Origin of the sequence: Pseudomonas sp. Irchel 3E13 (assembly GCF_900187455.1) — a bacterium.
In the GTDB taxonomy this organism is placed as follows: Bacteria; Pseudomonadota; Gammaproteobacteria; order Pseudomonadales; family Pseudomonadaceae; genus Aquipseudomonas.
The window spans coordinates 479,207-495,225 of sequence record NZ_FYDX01000002.1 but is presented as its reverse complement, the minus strand read 5'-3'; the positions used below and the strand labels follow the sequence as shown (position 1 = coordinate 495,225).

At 63.8% G+C, this 16,019-nt stretch carries 11 protein-coding genes and 1 pseudogene; 1 reads left to right on the top strand and 11 read right to left on the bottom strand.

The annotated features are described in order from the left end of the window. Positions 1-62 precede the first annotated feature (62 nt). From gcvP to arcD (CKW37_RS04685), 8 genes are all read right to left on the bottom strand, one after another. The gene (gcvP, locus tag CKW37_RS04720; RefSeq protein ID WP_095154289.1) at positions 63-2,918 is read right to left on the bottom strand and encodes an aminomethyl-transferring glycine dehydrogenase; all 2,856 of its coding nucleotides are present in this window, start codon (positions 2,916-2,918) and stop codon (positions 63-65) included. Positions 2,919-2,929: 11 nt separating this feature from the next. Further along, positions 2,930-3,313, bottom strand: coding sequence for a glycine cleavage system protein GcvH (gene gcvH, locus CKW37_RS04715; RefSeq protein ID WP_095154287.1), 384 nt, complete (start codon positions 3,311-3,313; stop codon positions 2,930-2,932). A 277-nt stretch (positions 3,314-3,590) separates the two neighbouring features. After that, complete coding sequence (locus CKW37_RS04710; RefSeq protein WP_095154285.1) at positions 3,591-5,099, bottom strand: sigma-54-dependent transcriptional regulator; 1,509 nt, start codon at positions 5,097-5,099, stop codon at positions 3,591-3,593. 101 nt (positions 5,100-5,200) lie between these two features. After that, a complete protein-coding gene (locus CKW37_RS04705) occupies positions 5,201-5,563 on the bottom strand; it encodes a DUF5064 family protein (protein ID WP_095154283.1) in 363 nt (120 codons plus the stop codon). 57 nt (positions 5,564-5,620) lie between these two features. After that, complete coding sequence (gene arcC, locus CKW37_RS04700) at positions 5,621-6,550, bottom strand: carbamate kinase (protein WP_095154281.1); 930 nt, start codon at positions 6,548-6,550, stop codon at positions 5,621-5,623. A 103-nt stretch (positions 6,551-6,653) separates the two neighbouring features. Beyond that, positions 6,654-7,664 (bottom strand): ornithine carbamoyltransferase, encoded by a 1,011-nt coding sequence (locus CKW37_RS04695; protein ID WP_095154279.1) that lies wholly within the window; start codon positions 7,662-7,664, stop codon positions 6,654-6,656. 69 nt (positions 7,665-7,733) lie between these two features. Beyond that, on the bottom strand, positions 7,734-8,990 hold the full coding sequence (gene arcA / locus CKW37_RS04690) for an arginine deiminase (protein ID WP_095154277.1): 1,257 nt from the start codon (positions 8,988-8,990) through the stop codon (positions 7,734-7,736). 32 nt (positions 8,991-9,022) lie between these two features. Further along, positions 9,023-10,450 (bottom strand): arginine-ornithine antiporter, encoded by a 1,428-nt coding sequence (gene arcD, locus CKW37_RS04685; RefSeq protein WP_095154275.1) that lies wholly within the window; start codon positions 10,448-10,450, stop codon positions 9,023-9,025. A gap of 413 nt (positions 10,451-10,863) precedes the next feature. Here arcD (CKW37_RS04685) and arcD (CKW37_RS04680) point away from each other — a divergent pair, with 413 nt between their 5' ends. Then, complete coding sequence (gene arcD / locus CKW37_RS04680) at positions 10,864-12,291, top strand: arginine-ornithine antiporter (RefSeq protein ID WP_095154274.1); 1,428 nt, start codon at positions 10,864-10,866, stop codon at positions 12,289-12,291. A 115-nt stretch (positions 12,292-12,406) separates the two neighbouring features. Here arcD (CKW37_RS04680) and CKW37_RS04675 read toward each other — a convergent pair whose 3' ends face one another. The 3 genes and pseudogenes from CKW37_RS04675 to CKW37_RS33505 form a co-directional block, all read right to left on the bottom strand. After that, positions 12,407-13,777 (bottom strand): CoA transferase, encoded by a 1,371-nt coding sequence (locus tag CKW37_RS04675; protein WP_095154273.1) that lies wholly within the window; start codon positions 13,775-13,777, stop codon positions 12,407-12,409. A gap of 53 nt (positions 13,778-13,830) precedes the next feature. Continuing rightward, the gene (locus tag CKW37_RS33510; RefSeq protein WP_371864268.1) at positions 13,831-14,586 is read right to left on the bottom strand and encodes a methyl-accepting chemotaxis protein; all 756 of its coding nucleotides are present in this window, start codon (positions 14,584-14,586) and stop codon (positions 13,831-13,833) included. A gap of 102 nt (positions 14,587-14,688) precedes the next feature. Further along, positions 14,689-15,828 (bottom strand): annotated as a pseudogene (locus CKW37_RS33505) (HAMP domain-containing protein); the annotation flags it as partial. Positions 15,829-16,019 lie beyond the last annotated feature (191 nt).

Below are 16,019 nucleotides of genomic sequence, written 5' to 3'. Positions count from 1 at the left end.
CCTCCAGGGGAGTGATGTGGGGTCTTATCGCCAAACCGCGGCGACAAGACCTGCGAGTGGACTCAGGCGTCCTGATAGCTCTCGATCGACGGACAGGCGCAAATCAGGTTGCGGTCGCCGAAGACGTTGTCCACACGACCCACCGGCGGCCAGTACTTGCCTTCCACCAGCGACGGCAGCGGGTACACCGCCTGTTCGCGGCTGTAGCCGTGTGGCCATTCACCCGCCAGTTCGGCGGCGGTGTGCGGGGCGTTTTTCAGCGGGTTGTCGTCCTTGTCCAGGCTGCCGTTTTCCACCGCGCGGATTTCTTCGCGGATGCGGATCATCGCTTCACAGAAGCGATCCAGTTCTTCTTTGGACTCGCTTTCGGTCGGTTCGATCATCAGCGTGCCGGCGACCGGGAAGGACATGGTCGGGGCGTGGAAACCGAAGTCGATCAGGCGCTTGGCCACGTCATCGACGCTGATGCCGCTGGTTTCCTTCAGCGGGCGCAGGTCGAGAATGCATTCGTGCGCTACCAGTCCGTTGCTGCCGGTGTACAACACAGGATAGTGCTCTTCCAGGCGACGGGCGATGTAGTTGGCGTTGAGGATCGCCATCTGCGAAGCGCGCTTGAGGCCGGCGCCGCCCATCATGCGGATGTACATCCAGGTGATCGGCAGGATGCTGGCGCTGCCGAACGGCGCCGCGCAGACCGCGCCCTGCTTGTTTTCCATGTGTGCGTGACCCGGCAGGAACGGCGCCAGGTGCGACTTGACGCCGATCGGGCCGACGCCCGGGCCGCCACCGCCGTGCGGGATGCAGAAGGTCTTGTGCAGGTTCAGGTGCGAGACGTCGCCGCCGAACTTGCCTGGTGCACAGAGGCCGACCATGGCGTTCATGTTGGCGCCGTCGATGTACACCTGGCCGCCGTTGTCGTGAATGATCGCGCAGATCTCGCCGATGGCTTCTTCGAACACGCCGTGGGTCGACGGGTAGGTGATCATCAGTGCGGCGAGGTTTTCGCGGTGCTCCAGGGCCTTGGCGCGCAGGTCGTCGATGTCGACGTTGCCGCGGGCGTCGCAGGCGGTCACCACCACGCGCATACCGGCCATGTGGGCGGTGGCCGGGTTGGTGCCGTGGGCCGAGGACGGGATCAGGCAGATGTCGCGGCGGTCATCGCCACGGCTCTGGTGGTAGGCGCGGATGGCCAGCAGGCCGGCGTATTCACCCTGGGAACCGGCGTTCGGTTGCAGCGACACGGCGTCGTAGCCGGTGGCGGCGCAGAGCATCGCTTCCAGTTCCGAGGTCAGTTGCAGATAGCCCTGGCTTTGCGCGGCGGGGGCGAACGGGTGCAGGTTGCCGAATTCGGCCCAGGTCACCGGGATCATTTCGCTGGCGGCGTTGAGCTTCATGGTGCAGGAGCCCAGCGGGATCATGGTGCGGTCCAGCGCCAGGTCCTTGTCGGCCAGTTTGCGCAGGTAGCGCATCAGCTCGGTTTCGCTGTGATAGCGGTTGAACACCGGGTGTTCGAGGATCGCCGACTGGCGCAGCAGGCCGGCCGGCAGTTGCGCGCCGGTGCTGGCGGCGAGGGCGGCGAAGTCCGGAACGGCCTGGCCGTTGGCGAACAGTGCCCACAGGGCTTCGACGTCAGCCTGACCGCTGGTTTCGTCCAGCGACAGGCCGAGGCGGGCGCTGTCGATCTGGCGCAGGTTGATGCCTTGTGCGCTGGCCTGCTGGTGCAGGTCGGCGGTGGCGCTGCCGGTGGCCAGGGTCAGGGTGTCGAAGAAGCTGCCGGTCTCGACGGCGACGCCCAGGGCGGACAGGCCGGCCTTGAGGATCGCGGTCAGGTGGTGGGTGCGCGCGGCGATCTGCTTCAGGCCCTGCGGACCGTGGTAGACGGCGTACATGCTGGCGATGTTGGCCAGCAGCACCTGGGCGGTGCAGATGTTGCTGGTGGCTTTCTCGCGGCGGATATGTTGCTCGCGGGTCTGCATGGCCAGGCGCAGGGCGGTCTTGCCGAAGCGGTCGATGGACACGCCGACCAGGCGGCCCGGCATGTCGCGCTTGAACGCATCGCGGGTGGAGAAGTAGGCGGCGTGCGGGCCACCGAAGCCCAGCGGAACACCGAAGCGCTGGGCGCTGCCGATGGCGACGTCGGCGCCGAATTCACCCGGCGGGGTCAGCAGGGTCAGGGCCAGCAGGTCGGCGGCGACCGCGACCAGGGCGTTGGCGGCGTGGAAGCGTTCCACCAGCTCGCGGTAATCGAAGACTTCACCGTTGCTCGCCGGGTATTGCAGCACGGCGCCGAAGAAGCGGCTGACGTCGGTCAGTTCGCGTTCGTCGCCCACCACCACTTCGATACCCAATGGCTCGGCGCGGGTGCGCAGGACGTCGAGGGTCTGCGGATGGCAATGCACGGAGGCGAAGAAGGCGTGGCTGCTCTTGTTCTTGCTCAGGCGCTTGCAGAAGGTCATGGCTTCGGCGGCGGCGGTGGCTTCGTCGAGCAGCGAGGCGTTGGCGATCGGCAGGCCGGTGAGGTCGCTGATCAGGGTCTGGAAGTTCAGCAGCGCTTCCAGGCGGCCTTGGGAAATTTCAGGCTGGTACGGGGTGTAGGCGGTGTACCAGGCTGGGTTTTCCAGGAGGTTGCGCAAGATCGGGGCCGGGGTGTGGCAGTTGTAGTAGCCCTGGCCGATGTAGCTTTTGAACAGTTGGTTCTGGCCGGCGATGGCTTTCAGTGCGGCGAGGGCGTCGGCCTCGCTTTGCCCTTCGCCCAGTTCCAGCACGCTGGTGCCCTTGATGCTGTCGGGGATGACCGCGGCGCTCATGGCGTCCAGCGAGTCGAAGCCGAGGGTGGCGAGCATGTGCTGCTCATCGGCCTGGCGCGGGCCGATGTGGCGGGCAATGAATTCGTTGGCGGTGCCGAGGTTGATGGTCATGGCGGATTTCCTCAGGCGTCGGCGTTGGCGTTGAGCAGGCGGTCGTAGGCGTCCTGGTCGAGCAGTTGCGCGATGGCGCCGGCGTCGGCCGGGATGAAGCGGAAGAACCAGCCTTCGCCCAGCGGGTCTTCGTTGACCAGTTCAGGGCTGGCGTCGAGCTGGTCGTTGACCGCGACCACTTCGCCGTCCAGTGGCATGTACACGCCGCTGGCGGCTTTCACCGATTCCACGGTGGAGGCTTCGGCGCCCTTGGCGTAGTGCTGCAGTTCCGGCAGTTGCACATAGACCACGTCACCCAGCGCGTTCTGGGCGAAGGCGGTGATGCCCACGGTGACGCTGCCGTCGGCTTCGGCACGCAGCCATTCGTGATCTTCGGTAAAACGCAACTCGCTCATGGAAACTCCTCGGAGGCCGCTGCCGCGGCCGGATGCGGTGATGGCCCGCTGTGCGGGCTCTGGCTGGAGTTTCCTTAGCAAGTTTGCGGCCATTATTAAAAAGTCCAATAAAATCAACAGTTTGACTGGATTTAATTGACCGTTTTCAACGTGACATGTAACGAAATCGCTACGGGGCTTTTGCCGGATAAAAGCTGAACGGGATCAAACCCTTGCGGAGGCGTGGTTATTACCCTGTGTAGCGAATTCGTTCCGCTGTAGCGTTTTCGATACGAACTCAGGCTTTGCCGGAGATTCCGTACTTGCGCAGGCGGTGGGCGATGGCGGTGTGGGAGGTTTGCAGGCGGCTGGCCAGTTGGCGCGTCGAGGGGTAGCTGGCGTAGAGCTTTTCCAGCAGGTTGCGTTCGAAGTCTTCCACCGCCTGCTCCAGGCTGGCGACTTCGCCGTCGTGTTCGCGGGCCACTGCAGTGCCGGCGATATCCAGGTCGCCGATGTCCACCAGGCTGTTTTCGCTGATGGCGGCGGCGCGGAAGATCACGTTCTGCAGTTGCCGCACGTTACCCGGCCAGCGGTTGCCCAGCAGCGCCGGGTAGGTGGTCGGGGCCAGCCGGCAAAGCGGGCGCTGGATCTGCGTGCAGGCCTGCTGCATGAAGTAGCGGGCCAGCAGCAGGATGTCCTGGCCGCGTTCGCGCAGCGGCGGGACTTCGAGGTTGAGCACGTTGAGGCGGTAGAACAGGTCTTCGCGGAAGGTGCCTTCGCCGACCATCTTTTCCAGGTTGCGGTGGGTGGCGCTGAGGATGCGCACGTTGACGCGGACCTCGCGGTCGCCGCCGACCCGGCGAAAACTGCCGTCGCTGAGAAAGCGCAGCAGCTTGGCCTGTAGGTACGGCGACATCTCGCCGATTTCGTCGAGAAATACCGTGCCCTGGTTGGCCAGTTCCATCAGCCCCGGCTTGCCGCCGCGCTGGGCGCCGGTGAAGGCGCCGGGGGCGTAGCCGAACAGCTCGCTTTCGGCGAGGTTCTCCGGCAGGGCCGCGCAGTTCAGGGCGAGAAACGGCGCCGCATGACGGCTGCTGATAGCGTGACAGGCGCGGGCCACCAGTTCCTTGCCGGTGCCGGTTTCACCGTGAATCAGCAATGGCGCATCGAGGGCCGCGACACGCAGGGCGCGGGTCTTGAGGGTGCGGATGGGTGGCGAGTCACCGAGCAGGGCGTCGAAGCCTTCGGCGTGATCGTGGTGCAGGGCCGACAGGCGTTCGCCGATGCGGTTGGGCGGGTACAGGGTGACCAGCGCGCCGGCATCGGTGATCGGTGTGGCGTCCAGCAGCAGGGTCTGGCCGTTGAGCGTCACTTCGCGCATGGGCAGATGGAAGCCCTGCTCGATCAGGGTGTCGAGCAGCCCCGGGGCGTCGAACAGTTCGGCGATGGAGCGTCCGGCCGGTTCCTGGCCGCACAGCGCGATCAGCGCCGGGTTGGCGAGCAGGATGTGGCCGGCGCTGTCCAGCGTCAGCACCGGATCACTCATGGCCGCCAGCAGCGCATCGAGCTGCAGGTGACGGCGCTGGCCCGGCAGGATGTCGACCACGCGTACGGTCTGCACGCCATGGACGTTGAGCAGGGCATCGTGGAGTTCTTCGAGAACGGCGGGGCTCAGGGTCGGCGCGTCGATGTAGACGTTCGGCGGCACCATCTCCACGGCATCCAGGTTGAGATGGCGGGCACCGAGCAGGGCGAGGACTTCCTGGGTGATGCCGACGCGGTCGATGAAGCTGACGTGGATGCGCATGAGGTGGGAGAGGTTCGGCTGGAAAGCGGCGATTATGCCCTGTTATTCAACCGGCTGGCACGGGCAGGGTGGGAACTGGCCAGCCAGCCCCACAGGGAGAATCAGGCGAGGGAATCGGGGTTGATCGGGTCGCCGGACCTTACGCCGAGCTTGTCGCGGATGTCTTCGAACATCGCATCGTAATGGGTTTTATGTACCGAGGTGACGATGCCTTTCACCGGAATGCCGTGTTTATGGGCAACGTCTTCGATGATGCCGGCGAAGTTGTACCAGTTGTTCTTGTTGACGGAGAAGGTCTCGTCCACCGTCTTGTCCTGGATGATGCCGTGCAGCCGAAAAGCGATGCTCTTGCCTTCCTTGGGGTCCTGAACCGCTTCGTAATCGACGCAGTAGTTGTAGCTGTAGTCATCCTTGGTCAGCGCTTTTCGTTCGATGTGCAGATGACCAGGTTCGAATTGTGCCATGACAGGCTCCTTGAACAGTTGAAACAGGCGGGCCCGCCAGCAGGCCCGCCCGGAGCTTCAACGATAGCTGATGCCTGGCGAGGCCGTACTGACCCGGGTACCGGCTTTGCCTTTGACGATATCTTCGATATCGCTCAGCGAGCCGATCACCGCGACTTTGCCTGTGTGACGGGCGAAATCGCAAGCGGCCTGGACTTTCGGGCCCATGGACCCGGCGGCGAAGCCCAGGCGTTCCAGTTCATCTGGGTGCGCCTGGGCGATGGCTTTCTGCGTCGGCTTGTTGAAGTCGATGTAGGCCGCGTTGACGTCGGTGGCGATCACCAGCAGATCGGCTTCCAGTTGCTCGGCCAGCAGCGCCGAGCACAAGTCCTTGTCGATCACCGCTTCGATGCCCTGCAGCTTGCCGTCCGCACCATACATGGTCGGAATGCCGCCGCCACCGGCACAGATCACGATACTGCTCTTTTCCAGCAGCCATTTGATCGGGCGGATCTCGAAGATGCGCTTGGGTTTCGGGCTGGCGACCACGCGACGGTACTTGTCGCCGTCGGGGGCGATGGCCCAGCCTTTTTCCTTGGCCAGGCGCTCGGCGTCTTCCTTGCTGTAGACCGGGCCGATGGGTTTGGTGGGGTTCTGGAAGGCCGGGTCCTTGGCGTCCACCTCGACCTGGGTGAGCAGGGTGGCGAAGGGCACTTCGAAGTCCAGCAGGTTGCCCAGTTCCTGTTCGATCATGTAGCCGATCATGCCTTCGGTTTCAGCGCCGAGCACGTCCAGCGGGTAGGGCGTGACCGAGGTGTAGGCCGCCGCCTGCAACGACAGCAGGCCCACTTGCGGGCCGTTGCCGTGGGCGATGACCAGTTGGTTGCCGGGATGGATCTTGGCGATCTGTTCGGTGGCGATGCGGATATTGGCGCGCTGATTGTCGGCCGTCATGGGTTCGCCACGACGCAGCAGCGCGTTTCCGCCTAGTGCAACAACGATGCGCATGATGTGTGTCCTTTTTCTCTGGAGCCTTTCGCGAGCAATCTCGCTCCTACCGGGGGCTGTGTGTGTCGATCCCTGTAGGAGCGAGCTTGCTCGCGATTGCTGTTTACAGGTCAGCCAGCGTCGAAACCAGGATCGCCTTGATCGTGTGCATGCGGTTTTCCGCTTGCTCGAAGGCGATGCAGGCCGGCGATTCGAACACGTCGTCGGTGACTTCGATGCCGTTGGACAGGTGCGGGTACTGCTCGGCGATCTGTTTGCCGACCTTGGTGTCGGAGTTGTGGAACGCCGGCAGGCAGTGCATGAACTTGGCCCGCGGGTTGCCGGTGGCTTTCATCAGCTCGGCGTTGACCTGGTACGGCAGCAGTTGCTGGATGCGTTCGCCCCAGGCTTCAACCGGCTCGCCCATCGACACCCAGACGTCGGTGTGCACGAAGTCCACGCCCTTGACCGCGGCTTTCGGGTCTTCGGTCAGGGTGATGCGGGCGCCGCTGTCTTCCGCGTATTTCTTGCAGCGGGCGACGAGGTCGTCATGCGGCCACAGGGCCTTCGGCGCGGCGATGCGCACGTCCATGCCGAGCTTGGCGCCGATCAGCAGCAGCGAGTTGCCCATGTTGTTGCGGGCGTCGCCCAGGTAGGCGTAGCTGATGTCGTGGATCGGCTTGTCGGCATGCTCACGCATGGTCAGCACGTCGGCGATCATCTGGGTCGGGTGGTATTCGTCGGTCAGGCCGTTGAACACCGGTACGCCGGCGAACTTGGCCAGTTCTTCGACCACTTCCTGCTTGAAGCCGCGGTACTCGATGGCGTCGTACATGCGCCCGAGCACCCGCGCGGTGTCCTTCATGCTTTCCTTGTGGCCGATCTGCGAGGAATTCGGGTCGATGTAGGTGACGTTGGCGCCCTGGTCATAGGCGGCCACTTCGAAGGCGCAGCGGGTACGGGTCGAGGTTTTCTCGAAGATCAGGGCGATGTTGTTGCCCTTCAGGTGCTGCTGTTCGGTGCCGGTGTATTTCGCCCGTTTCAGGTCGCGGGACAGGTCCAGCAGGTAACGCAACTCGCGCTCGGTGTGATGTTCAAGGCTGAGCAGGTTGCGGTTGTGAATGTTGAACGCCATGGTGATTCTCCTTGGATTCGGTGATCGGCCCCGACCGCGCCGGATAAGCGCGGCCAGGGTGATGGACGTTTAGTAATCGATAGGGTCGCGGACGATCGGGCAGGTCATGCAGTGGCCGCCGCCACGGCCCCGGCCCAGTTCGCCGGCGCTGATGGTGATGACTTCGATGCCGGCCTTGCGCAGCAGAGTGTTGGTGTAGGTGTTGCGGTCGTAGCCGATGACCACGCCGGGCTCCAGCGCCACCACGTTGTTGCCGTCATCCCATTGCTCGCGTTCGGCGGCAAAGCTGTTGCCGCCGGTTTCGACGACGCGCAGCTCTTTCAGGTTGAGGGACTCGGCAACCACTTCGATGAACGACTTGTGCTCGCGACGAACGTCCAGGCCGTAAGGCTTGCTGGCGTCCTGGCGAATGACGAACGGCACGATTTCCTTGACCACTTCCGGGAAGACCGTGACCAGGTCGCGGTCGCAGAAGCTGAACACGGTGTCCAGGTGCATTGCTGCGCGGGATTTCGGCAGGCCGGCGACCACGACTTTCTCTACTGCGCCCTTGGCGAACAGGGACTGTGCGAGCTGGCCGATGGCTTGGCGCGAGGTGCGCTCGCCCATGCCGATCAACACCACGCCATTGCCGATCGGCATGACGTCGCCGCCTTCCAGGGTGGCCTGACCGTGGTCTTTATCCGGGTCGCCGTACCAGATTTCGAAGTCGGCGTTGACGAACTCGGGGTGGAATTTGTAGATGGCGCTGGTCAGCAGGGTTTCCTGACGTCGCGCTGGCCAGTACATCGGGTTGAGCGTCACGCCGCCGTAGATCCAGCAGGTGGTGTCGCGAGTGAACTGGGTGTTGGGCAGCGGCGGCAGCAGGAAGCTGGAGTGGCCCAGGTAGTCGCGGTACATCTTGATGACGCTGGCGCCTTCGCTTTCCGGCAGGTCTTCACCGGCGACGCCGCCGATCAGGAACTCGGCAAGACGGCGTGGTTCCAGGCCTTCCAGCCAGCTACGCACTTCGTTGGTCAGGCCGACACCGACGGTGTCAGGGGTGATCTTGCGGTCCAGAATCCACTTCAGTGCTTCGGGGTTCTGAATGGTTTCAGTCAGCAGGTTGTGCATTTCCAGCACTTCGACACCGCGCTCACGCATCTTGGTGACGAAATCGAAGTGGTCGCGCTTGGCCTGGTTGACCCAGATGACGTCGTCGAACAACAGGTCGTCGCAGTTGCTCGGCGTCAGGCGCTGATGCGCCAGGCCTGGGGAGCAAACCATCACTTTGCGTAGTTTGCCGGCTTCGGAATGGACACCGTACTTAACTTTTTCCGTGGACATGGTTTCTTTCCTCCAAATTGCGAATACGGGGGTTACAGAGTCAGGAAGCCGTCATACAGACCGTAGGCCGCCACCAGGGCGCCAGCGATCACAGCGGCGAAGATCAATTTCTCCACGTTGGTAAAAATCGGTTGGCCGATCTCGCGCTTGGCCTTGGCGAACAGGATCACGCCAGGGGCATAGAGCAGGGCCGAGAGCAGCAGGTATTTGACGCCACCGGCGTACAGCAGCCAGATCGCGTAGATCAGTGCGATGCCGCCGATGATCAGGTCTTTCTTGCGTTCGGCCAGGGCGTTCTCGTAAGTCTCGCTACGCACCGCCAGCAGTACCGCATACGCCGCCGACCACAGGTAAGGCACCAGGATCATCGAGGTGGCGAGGTAGATCAGCGACAGGTAAGTACTGGCCGAGAACAGGGTGATGACCAGGAAGATCTGCACCATCGCGTTGGTCAGCCACAGGGCGTTGGCCGGCACGTGGTTGGCGTTTTCGCGGCGCAGGAACTCCGGCATGGTGTGGTCCTTGGCGGCGGCGAACATGATCTCCGCGCACAGCAGCACCCACGACAGCAGGGCCCCGAGCAGCGAGATGATCAAGCCGACGCTGATCAGCACCGCGCCCCAGTGACCGACCACGTGCTCAAGCACGGCGGCCATCGACGGGTTCTGCAGTTTGGCCAGTTCGGGCTGAGTCATGATGCCCAGCGACAGCACGTTCACCAGCACCAGGAACAGCAGCACGGTGATGAAACCGATGACGGTGGCCTTGCCCACGTCGGAGCGTTTTTCCGCCCGGGCCGAGAAGATGCTCGCGCCTTCGATGCCGATGAACACCCACACGGTGACCAGCATCATGTTGCGCACCTGATTCATCACGCTGCCCAGGTCCGGGTTCATGCTGCCCCAGATGTCAGCGGTGAAAATGTCCAGCTTGAAGGCGAACAGCGCGATGAGGATGAACAGCGCCAGCGGCACGACCTTGGCGATGGTGGTCACCAGGTTGATGAACGCAGCCTCCTTGATCCCGCGCAGCACCAGGAAGTGCACGGCCCAGAGCAGCACGGAGGCGCCGACGATGGCCGCCGGGGTGTTGCCCTCGCCGAAGATCGGGAAGAAGTAGCCGAGGGTGCTGAACAGCAGCACGAAGTAACCGACGTTACCCAGCCAGGCGCTGATCCAGTAACCCCAGGCTGACGAGAAGCCCATGTAGTCGCCGAAACCGGCCTTCGCATAGGCATACACCCCGCCATCCAGGTTGGGTTTGCGGTTGGCCAGGGTCTGGAACACGAAGGCCAGGGTCAGCATGCCGACGGCGGTAATCGCCCAGCCAATCAGAACGGCGCCGACATCGGCACTGGCAGCCATGTTTTGCGGTAATGAGAAGATCCCGCCACCAATCATGGAGCCGACTACAAGTGCGACCAGCGCACCCAGTCGAAGTTTTCCGGGAGTGTCTGACATGGTTTGCTCCATTTCAGAAGAGAGAGGCTCAACAATAAAACGATTGTTCGAATCGGATGCTGACTCAGGTCAGTTCATTGGTACATTCCATTGTTGGTGAATGACTGAAAGAGCCACCGATAGATGCCGTCATCTTTCCGGAAGCCTTGTGCTACGCCGCCTCTGCGAATATAGAGTGATCGCTCGGTCGGCTCGCGAGAGTTGAAACTAGCCCCTTTCCATGAATTCGCAACCTTTTAGCGAGAAAAAATCTTATTTACTTGATGAAGCGGAATTAGTGCACAAAACTCTCCGATAAGTGTGCGTTCTTTAGAGGCAAGGGTTATTAAATTAGTTTGCTTATAACCACAAGTTAGTAAAAAAATCTGTACAGGCTTATTTGCTGGAAAACTACGAAAAAATAGGGGATTTAAATGTCCGAACCGGGACAAAAGTTGCGCTTGGGTGCACTTGTGGCATTGGTGGTGGGGTCGATGATCGGCGGCGGGATCTTTTCCCTGCCGCAGAACATGGCTGCACGTGCCGATGTTGGCGCGGTGCTGATCGGCTGGGGCATTACCGCCATCGGCATGCTGGCGCTGGCCTTCGTGTTCCAGAGCCTGGCCAACCGCAAGCCTGAACTCGACTCCGGCGTGTATGCCTACGCCAAGGCCGGCTTCGGCGACTACATGGGGTTCTCGTCGGCGTGGGGGTACTGGATCAGCGCCTGGCTGGGCAACGTCGGTTATTTCGTGCTGCTGTTCAGCACCCTCGGCCTGTACTTCCCGGCCTCCGGCGAAGGCAACACACCGCTGGCCATCGGCTGCGCCTCGCTGCTGCTGTGGTCGGTGCATTTCCTGGTGCTGCGCGGGATCAAGGAGGCGGCGTTCATCAACCAGGTCACCACGGTGGCCAAGGTCGTGCCGCTGATCCTGTTCATCATCATTGCCGCCGTGGCGTTTCGCATGGACATCTTCACCCGCGACATCTGGGGCCTGAGCAACCCGAGCTTTGGCGGCGTGCTGGACCAGGTGCGCAACATGATGCTGGTGACGGTGTTCGTGTTCATCGGCATCGAGGGCGCGAGTATCTATTCAGGCCGGGCGCAGAAGCGCTCGGACGTCGGCAAGGCCACGGTGATCGGCTTTCTCGGCGTGCTGGCCTTGCTGGTGCTGGTCAACGTGCTGTCGCTGGGGGTGATGACCCAGCCGGAACTGGCGGCGCTGCACAACCCGTCGTTGGCTTCGGTGCTGGAGCATATCGTCGGGCCCTGGGGCGCCTTGCTGATCAGCCTGGGGCTGGCGGTGTCGCTACTGGGAGCGTTGCTGTCGTGGGCCTTGCTCTGTGCCGAGATCCTCTTTGCCACGGCGCGGGACAAGACCATGCCGCGCTTCCTCACCAAGGAGAACGCCAACCAGGTGCCGGCCAATGCGTTGTGGCTGACCAACTGCATGATCCAGGTGTTCTTGTTGATCACCCTGTTCTCCGCCGGGACCTACACCAGCCTGATCTACCTCGCCTCGTCGATGATCCTGGTGCCGTACCTGTGGTCGGCGGCCTATGCCGTGTTGCTGGCGCTGCGGGGCGAAACGTACGAGGGATTCGCCGGCGCGCGGCGCAAGGATCTGGCGGTGGGCCTGGTGGCGCTGCTGTATGCGGTCTGGCTGCTGTATGCCGGCGGGCTGAAATACCTGCTGCTCTCGGCGCTGCTGTATGCGCCGGGGGTGATCCTGTTCGCCAGGGCCAAGAGAGAACAGGGCCAGCCGCTGTTCACCGGCTGGGAAAAACTGATCTTCGCGGCGGTGCTGGCGGGGGCGGGGTTGGCGGCGTTTGGGTTGTATAGCGGGGTGTTGAGTCTGTGAGGTTTGGCCTTATCGCGACGGTTAGGCGCCCCGACACGTTCGCTCCTACACCGGAAGTAGTTGGGGCATAGCCTCCACAGGACCTCTGAGCGTGTAGGAGCGAGCTTGCTCGCGATCAGCAACTGTCGGACCATCCGGCTTCAACCGACCCCAACCCCGAAGCCGGCCGATCCCACTTCAGCGGTGCACCGGTTACCAACAACGGCGGCTTGAGCCGCCGCGCCGGCCCCCAGGCGGTTTGCTCTGGCCAGGCATCGAGGTCATCCACCGTCTCCGCCGCCAACGGCAAATCCGCCGACACCGTCCCCTGTACTACCAGCCATTTTGCCGTCCGCGCCAGCGATAGCCGCGCCTGGCTGCCCGCTCCGCTGGCCAGGCGCTCGCTCAGGCCGCGGATCGCCGCAGCCGCCATCAGGTAGCCGGTGGCATGATCCAGCGCCTGCACCGGTAGCGGCACCGGGCGACTTGCCTGCTGCCAGCGCATGCCTTCGCGGGCAATGCCGGTGCTCATCTGCACCAGGCTGTCGAAACCCCGCCGCAACCGCCAGGGCCCGGTCCAGCCGTAGGCGTTGAGGCTGACGTCGATCAGGCCGGGGTTCAACCGGCGCCGCTGTTCGTCGCCGTAACCCAGGCGCTCCAGCGCATCGGCGCGATAGCCGTGGATCAGGATGTCGGCCTCACTCAGCAGCCGTTCGAACACGGCTCGGTCGGCAGTCGAGTGCAGGTCCAGCCGCGCGCAGCGTTTGCCCAGGGTGACTTCGGCGGCGACGCCGGGTTCGTCCCAGCCGGGCGGGTCGATACGCAGCACATCGGCGCCGAAGCCGGCCAGCAGGCGGGTGGCGGTGGGGCCGGCGAGGATACGCGTCAGGTCCAGCACCCGCACCCCGGCCAGCGGCCGTTCGCGGTTGCCGGTCCAGACGCGGCGGCCGTCGCCGGCAAAGGTCTGGCGGTGGATCAGCGGCTCGGCGTTTACCGCCAGCCCTTGCGGATGGTTCGACCAGTCCTGGCAACCGCGCATCTGCGCCGCGCAGCCGCCAGACTCGACGATGGCGTCTTCCAGTTCCCCCGCCGACCAGCCCAGCACCTGCCGCGCCATGGCTTCGCGGTCGCTGGCAGGGCCCAGCACCCGTTCCGCCACGGCGCGATGGTGCGGGGCGTTGGTGTGCAGGCGGATCCAGCCGTCGCGGGTCTGATAGTCGCCGGCGATCGGGTCCCACAACGGTGGCACCTGCCAGCCGCGCGGGCGCAGGCTGCTGGCGAACCAGAAGGCGCTCAGGCGGCGGTCTACCTGGACGCTGGGGTATTCGCCGGTCTGCTGTTCCAGGAGATCGGCGATAGCGATCCCTGCTGCGGCGATGCTCACGGCGGCTATTTCGGTCACGGCGAAGGCCGAGGGCAGGGCGCCCGCAGCGCAAAAGCGCACGGCGTCCTCCGTGGGAGGCGCCAGGGCGAGGTCATGGGCGATGGTGCCGAGCCTGTTCAGCATCGTTGTCCCTCCTTGAGTCGAAGGGACAAGTGCAGTACATCCGGGCCAGTCGGTCAAACCTTGAACTGATCCATCAGCTTCATCTGCTGCGACGACAGGCTGTTGAGCTGGCTGCTGACCTGCGCCGACTGGTCGGCCTGATGGGTCAGGGTCTCGGTCACGCTGCGGATTGCCGAGACGTTGCGGTTGACCTCCTCGGCCACCGCGCTCTGTTCTTCGGCGGCGCTGGCGATCTGCAGGTTCATGTCGCTGATCACCGTCACCGCTTCGCTGATGCGGTCCAGCGCCTTAACTGCGTGGGTGATCTGGCCGGCGTTTTCCTGGGCTTTCTCGTGGCTGGCGTGCATGGTCGCGACGACGTCGCGGGTGTGGGTTTGCAGGCGCTCGATCACATGGCGGATTTCTTCCACTGAGTCTTGCGTGCGCTTGGCCAGGTTGCGCACCTCGTCGGCGACCACCGCGAAGCCGCGACCGCTCTCGCCGGCGCGGGCCGCTTCAATGGCGGCGTTGAGGGCCAGCAGGTTGGTCTGCTCGGCGATGCTGCGGATCACTTCCAGTACCGAACCGATCTGCTCGCTGGTGCTGGCCAGGGTTTCCACTTCGCCCACCGCCAGGCTGACGGTGTCGGCCAGGTGAGCGATATCGCGGGTGCTGCGCTCGATGATCGCCATGCCTTCGCGGGCCGAACGGTCAGCGCCACGGGCGGCTTCAGCGGCGCTGGAGGCACTGTTGGCAACGTCGTGGGCGGTGGCGCTCATCTCGTTGGAGGCGGTGGCTACCTGATCGATTTCGCGGAACTGCACATGCATGCCTTCGCTGGTACGGCGGGCGATGTCCGAAGACTGGTCGGCGGTGGCGCGGGCCTGGGTGATGCTCTGCTTGATCTGCGCGATGGTCGGTTGCAGCTTGTCGAGGAAGCGGTTGAAGCCCTGGGTCAGGCGGCCCAGCTCATCGCGACGGCTGTAGTTCAGGCGCTGGGTCAGGTCGCCTTCGCCGCTGGCGATATCTTCGAGCATGTGCGCCACGCTATTGATCGGGCGGGTCACACCGGTAGCGGTCAGCCACATCAGCAACAGCCCGCCGAGGCCGGCGAGGGTGGCGAACAGCAGCACCTTCAGGGTGCCGGCGGTGCGGGCGTCATCAAGGGTTTTCTGCAGGCTGATGGCGTCGGCCAGCAGCACGTTACGCGGCAGGTCGATCACGATGCCCCAGGGCTTGTTGTCGCTGATCGGCTGCACCGGGAACAGGGCGCGCACATTCGCGTCGCGTTCGAACACTTGCGGCTGGCCGCTGGCGAACGCCTGCAGCAGTTGCTTGCCGTGTTCACCGAAGGCGTCTTCGATTTTCTTGCTGACCAGCGCGGGATCGTTGCTGTTGGCTGCCAGCACACCGCTGGACGAGGCGATGGTCAGGTGCCCGGCGCCGTTGAACAGCGATTGCTGGGCTTTCACCGCAGCGCTTTGCAGCGAGTCGAGAGCGATATCGACGCCGGTCACGCCGATGACCTTGCCGTTTTCCAGCAACGGCAGGGTGATGCTGGTCATCAGCACCCGTTTGCCGCCGACCGTATCGGCATAGGGCTCCAGCAGGCAGGGTTTGCCGCTGTCGCGGGAGCAGGTGTACCAGACGTTGAACGGCGAGCCGCTGAGGGTGAGCTCGGTGTTGTTCAGTTCGGTGTTGCCGATGACCGTGTTCAGGGCGCTGCCCTGAGCCCGGCTCCAGTAGCTGCCGAAGCGGCCGCTGGCGCCGCTCAGGCGGGCCTCGTCGTTGGCGAATTCGCTGTCGCGACCGTCGAGGGTATCGGGCTCGAAGGCCATCCAGACGCCGAGCAGCTCGGGGTTGCGTTCGAAGGTGGTGCGCAATGCCTGGTTGATCGCCTGGCGCAGGTCACCGGCCGGGATCGACTGGCGCTGACCCAGGCGCCGCAGGTCGAGAACCTGGTCGGCGAGCGCGGTGGCCACCGTCTGGCTGTCGCTGAAGGTGCGTTGCAGCAACTCGGCTTTTTCGCTGGCGCGGGCCAGCAGCAGGGCCTGGACGTTGCGGGTGAGCATGGCGCTGCTGGCCTCGCCCACCAGAGCATCGTTCTGGCGTGACTGGTAGAGGTTGATACCAACGATCAGGGCGACCACGCCCAACAGGCTTATCCCGGACAGCAGGATGATTTTCAGGCGGATGGAGAGCGTGTCGAACATGGACGTACTCGCTAAATGGGCAATTATTTTTTTAAGCCTGACGGTTCGAT

What these genes read in the sequence shown, in the direction of transcription:
- arcD (WP_095154275.1), bottom strand. Translation starts at nt 10,450, where the DNA reads ATGTCAGACACTCCCGGAAAACTTCGACTGGGTGCGCTGGTCGCACTT.
- CKW37_RS04710 (WP_095154285.1), bottom strand. Translation starts at nt 5,099, where the DNA reads ATGCGCATCCACGTCAGCTTCATCGACCGCGTCGGCATCACCCAGGAA.
- gcvH (WP_095154287.1), bottom strand. Translation starts at nt 3,313, where the DNA reads ATGAGCGAGTTGCGTTTTACCGAAGATCACGAATGGCTGCGTGCCGAA.
- CKW37_RS04705 (WP_095154283.1), bottom strand. Translation starts at nt 5,563, where the DNA reads ATGGCACAATTCGAACCTGGTCATCTGCACATCGAACGAAAAGCGCTG.
- CKW37_RS04695 (WP_095154279.1), bottom strand. Translation starts at nt 7,664, where the DNA reads ATGGCGTTCAACATTCACAACCGCAACCTGCTCAGCCTTGAACATCAC.
- arcA (WP_095154277.1), bottom strand. Translation starts at nt 8,990, where the DNA reads ATGTCCACGGAAAAAGTTAAGTACGGTGTCCATTCCGAAGCCGGCAAA.
- gcvP (WP_095154289.1), bottom strand. Translation starts at nt 2,918, where the DNA reads ATGACCATCAACCTCGGCACCGCCAACGAATTCATTGCCCGCCACATC.
- CKW37_RS04675 (WP_095154273.1), bottom strand. Translation starts at nt 13,777, where the DNA reads ATGCTGAACAGGCTCGGCACCATCGCCCATGACCTCGCCCTGGCGCCT.
- CKW37_RS33510 (WP_371864268.1), bottom strand. Translation starts at nt 14,586, where the DNA reads ATGCATGTGCAGTTCCGCGAAATCGATCAGGTAGCCACCGCCTCCAAC.
- arcD (WP_095154274.1), top strand. Translation starts at nt 10,864, where the DNA reads ATGTCCGAACCGGGACAAAAGTTGCGCTTGGGTGCACTTGTGGCATTG.
- arcC (WP_095154281.1), bottom strand. Translation starts at nt 6,550, where the DNA reads ATGCGCATCGTTGTTGCACTAGGCGGAAACGCGCTGCTGCGTCGTGGC.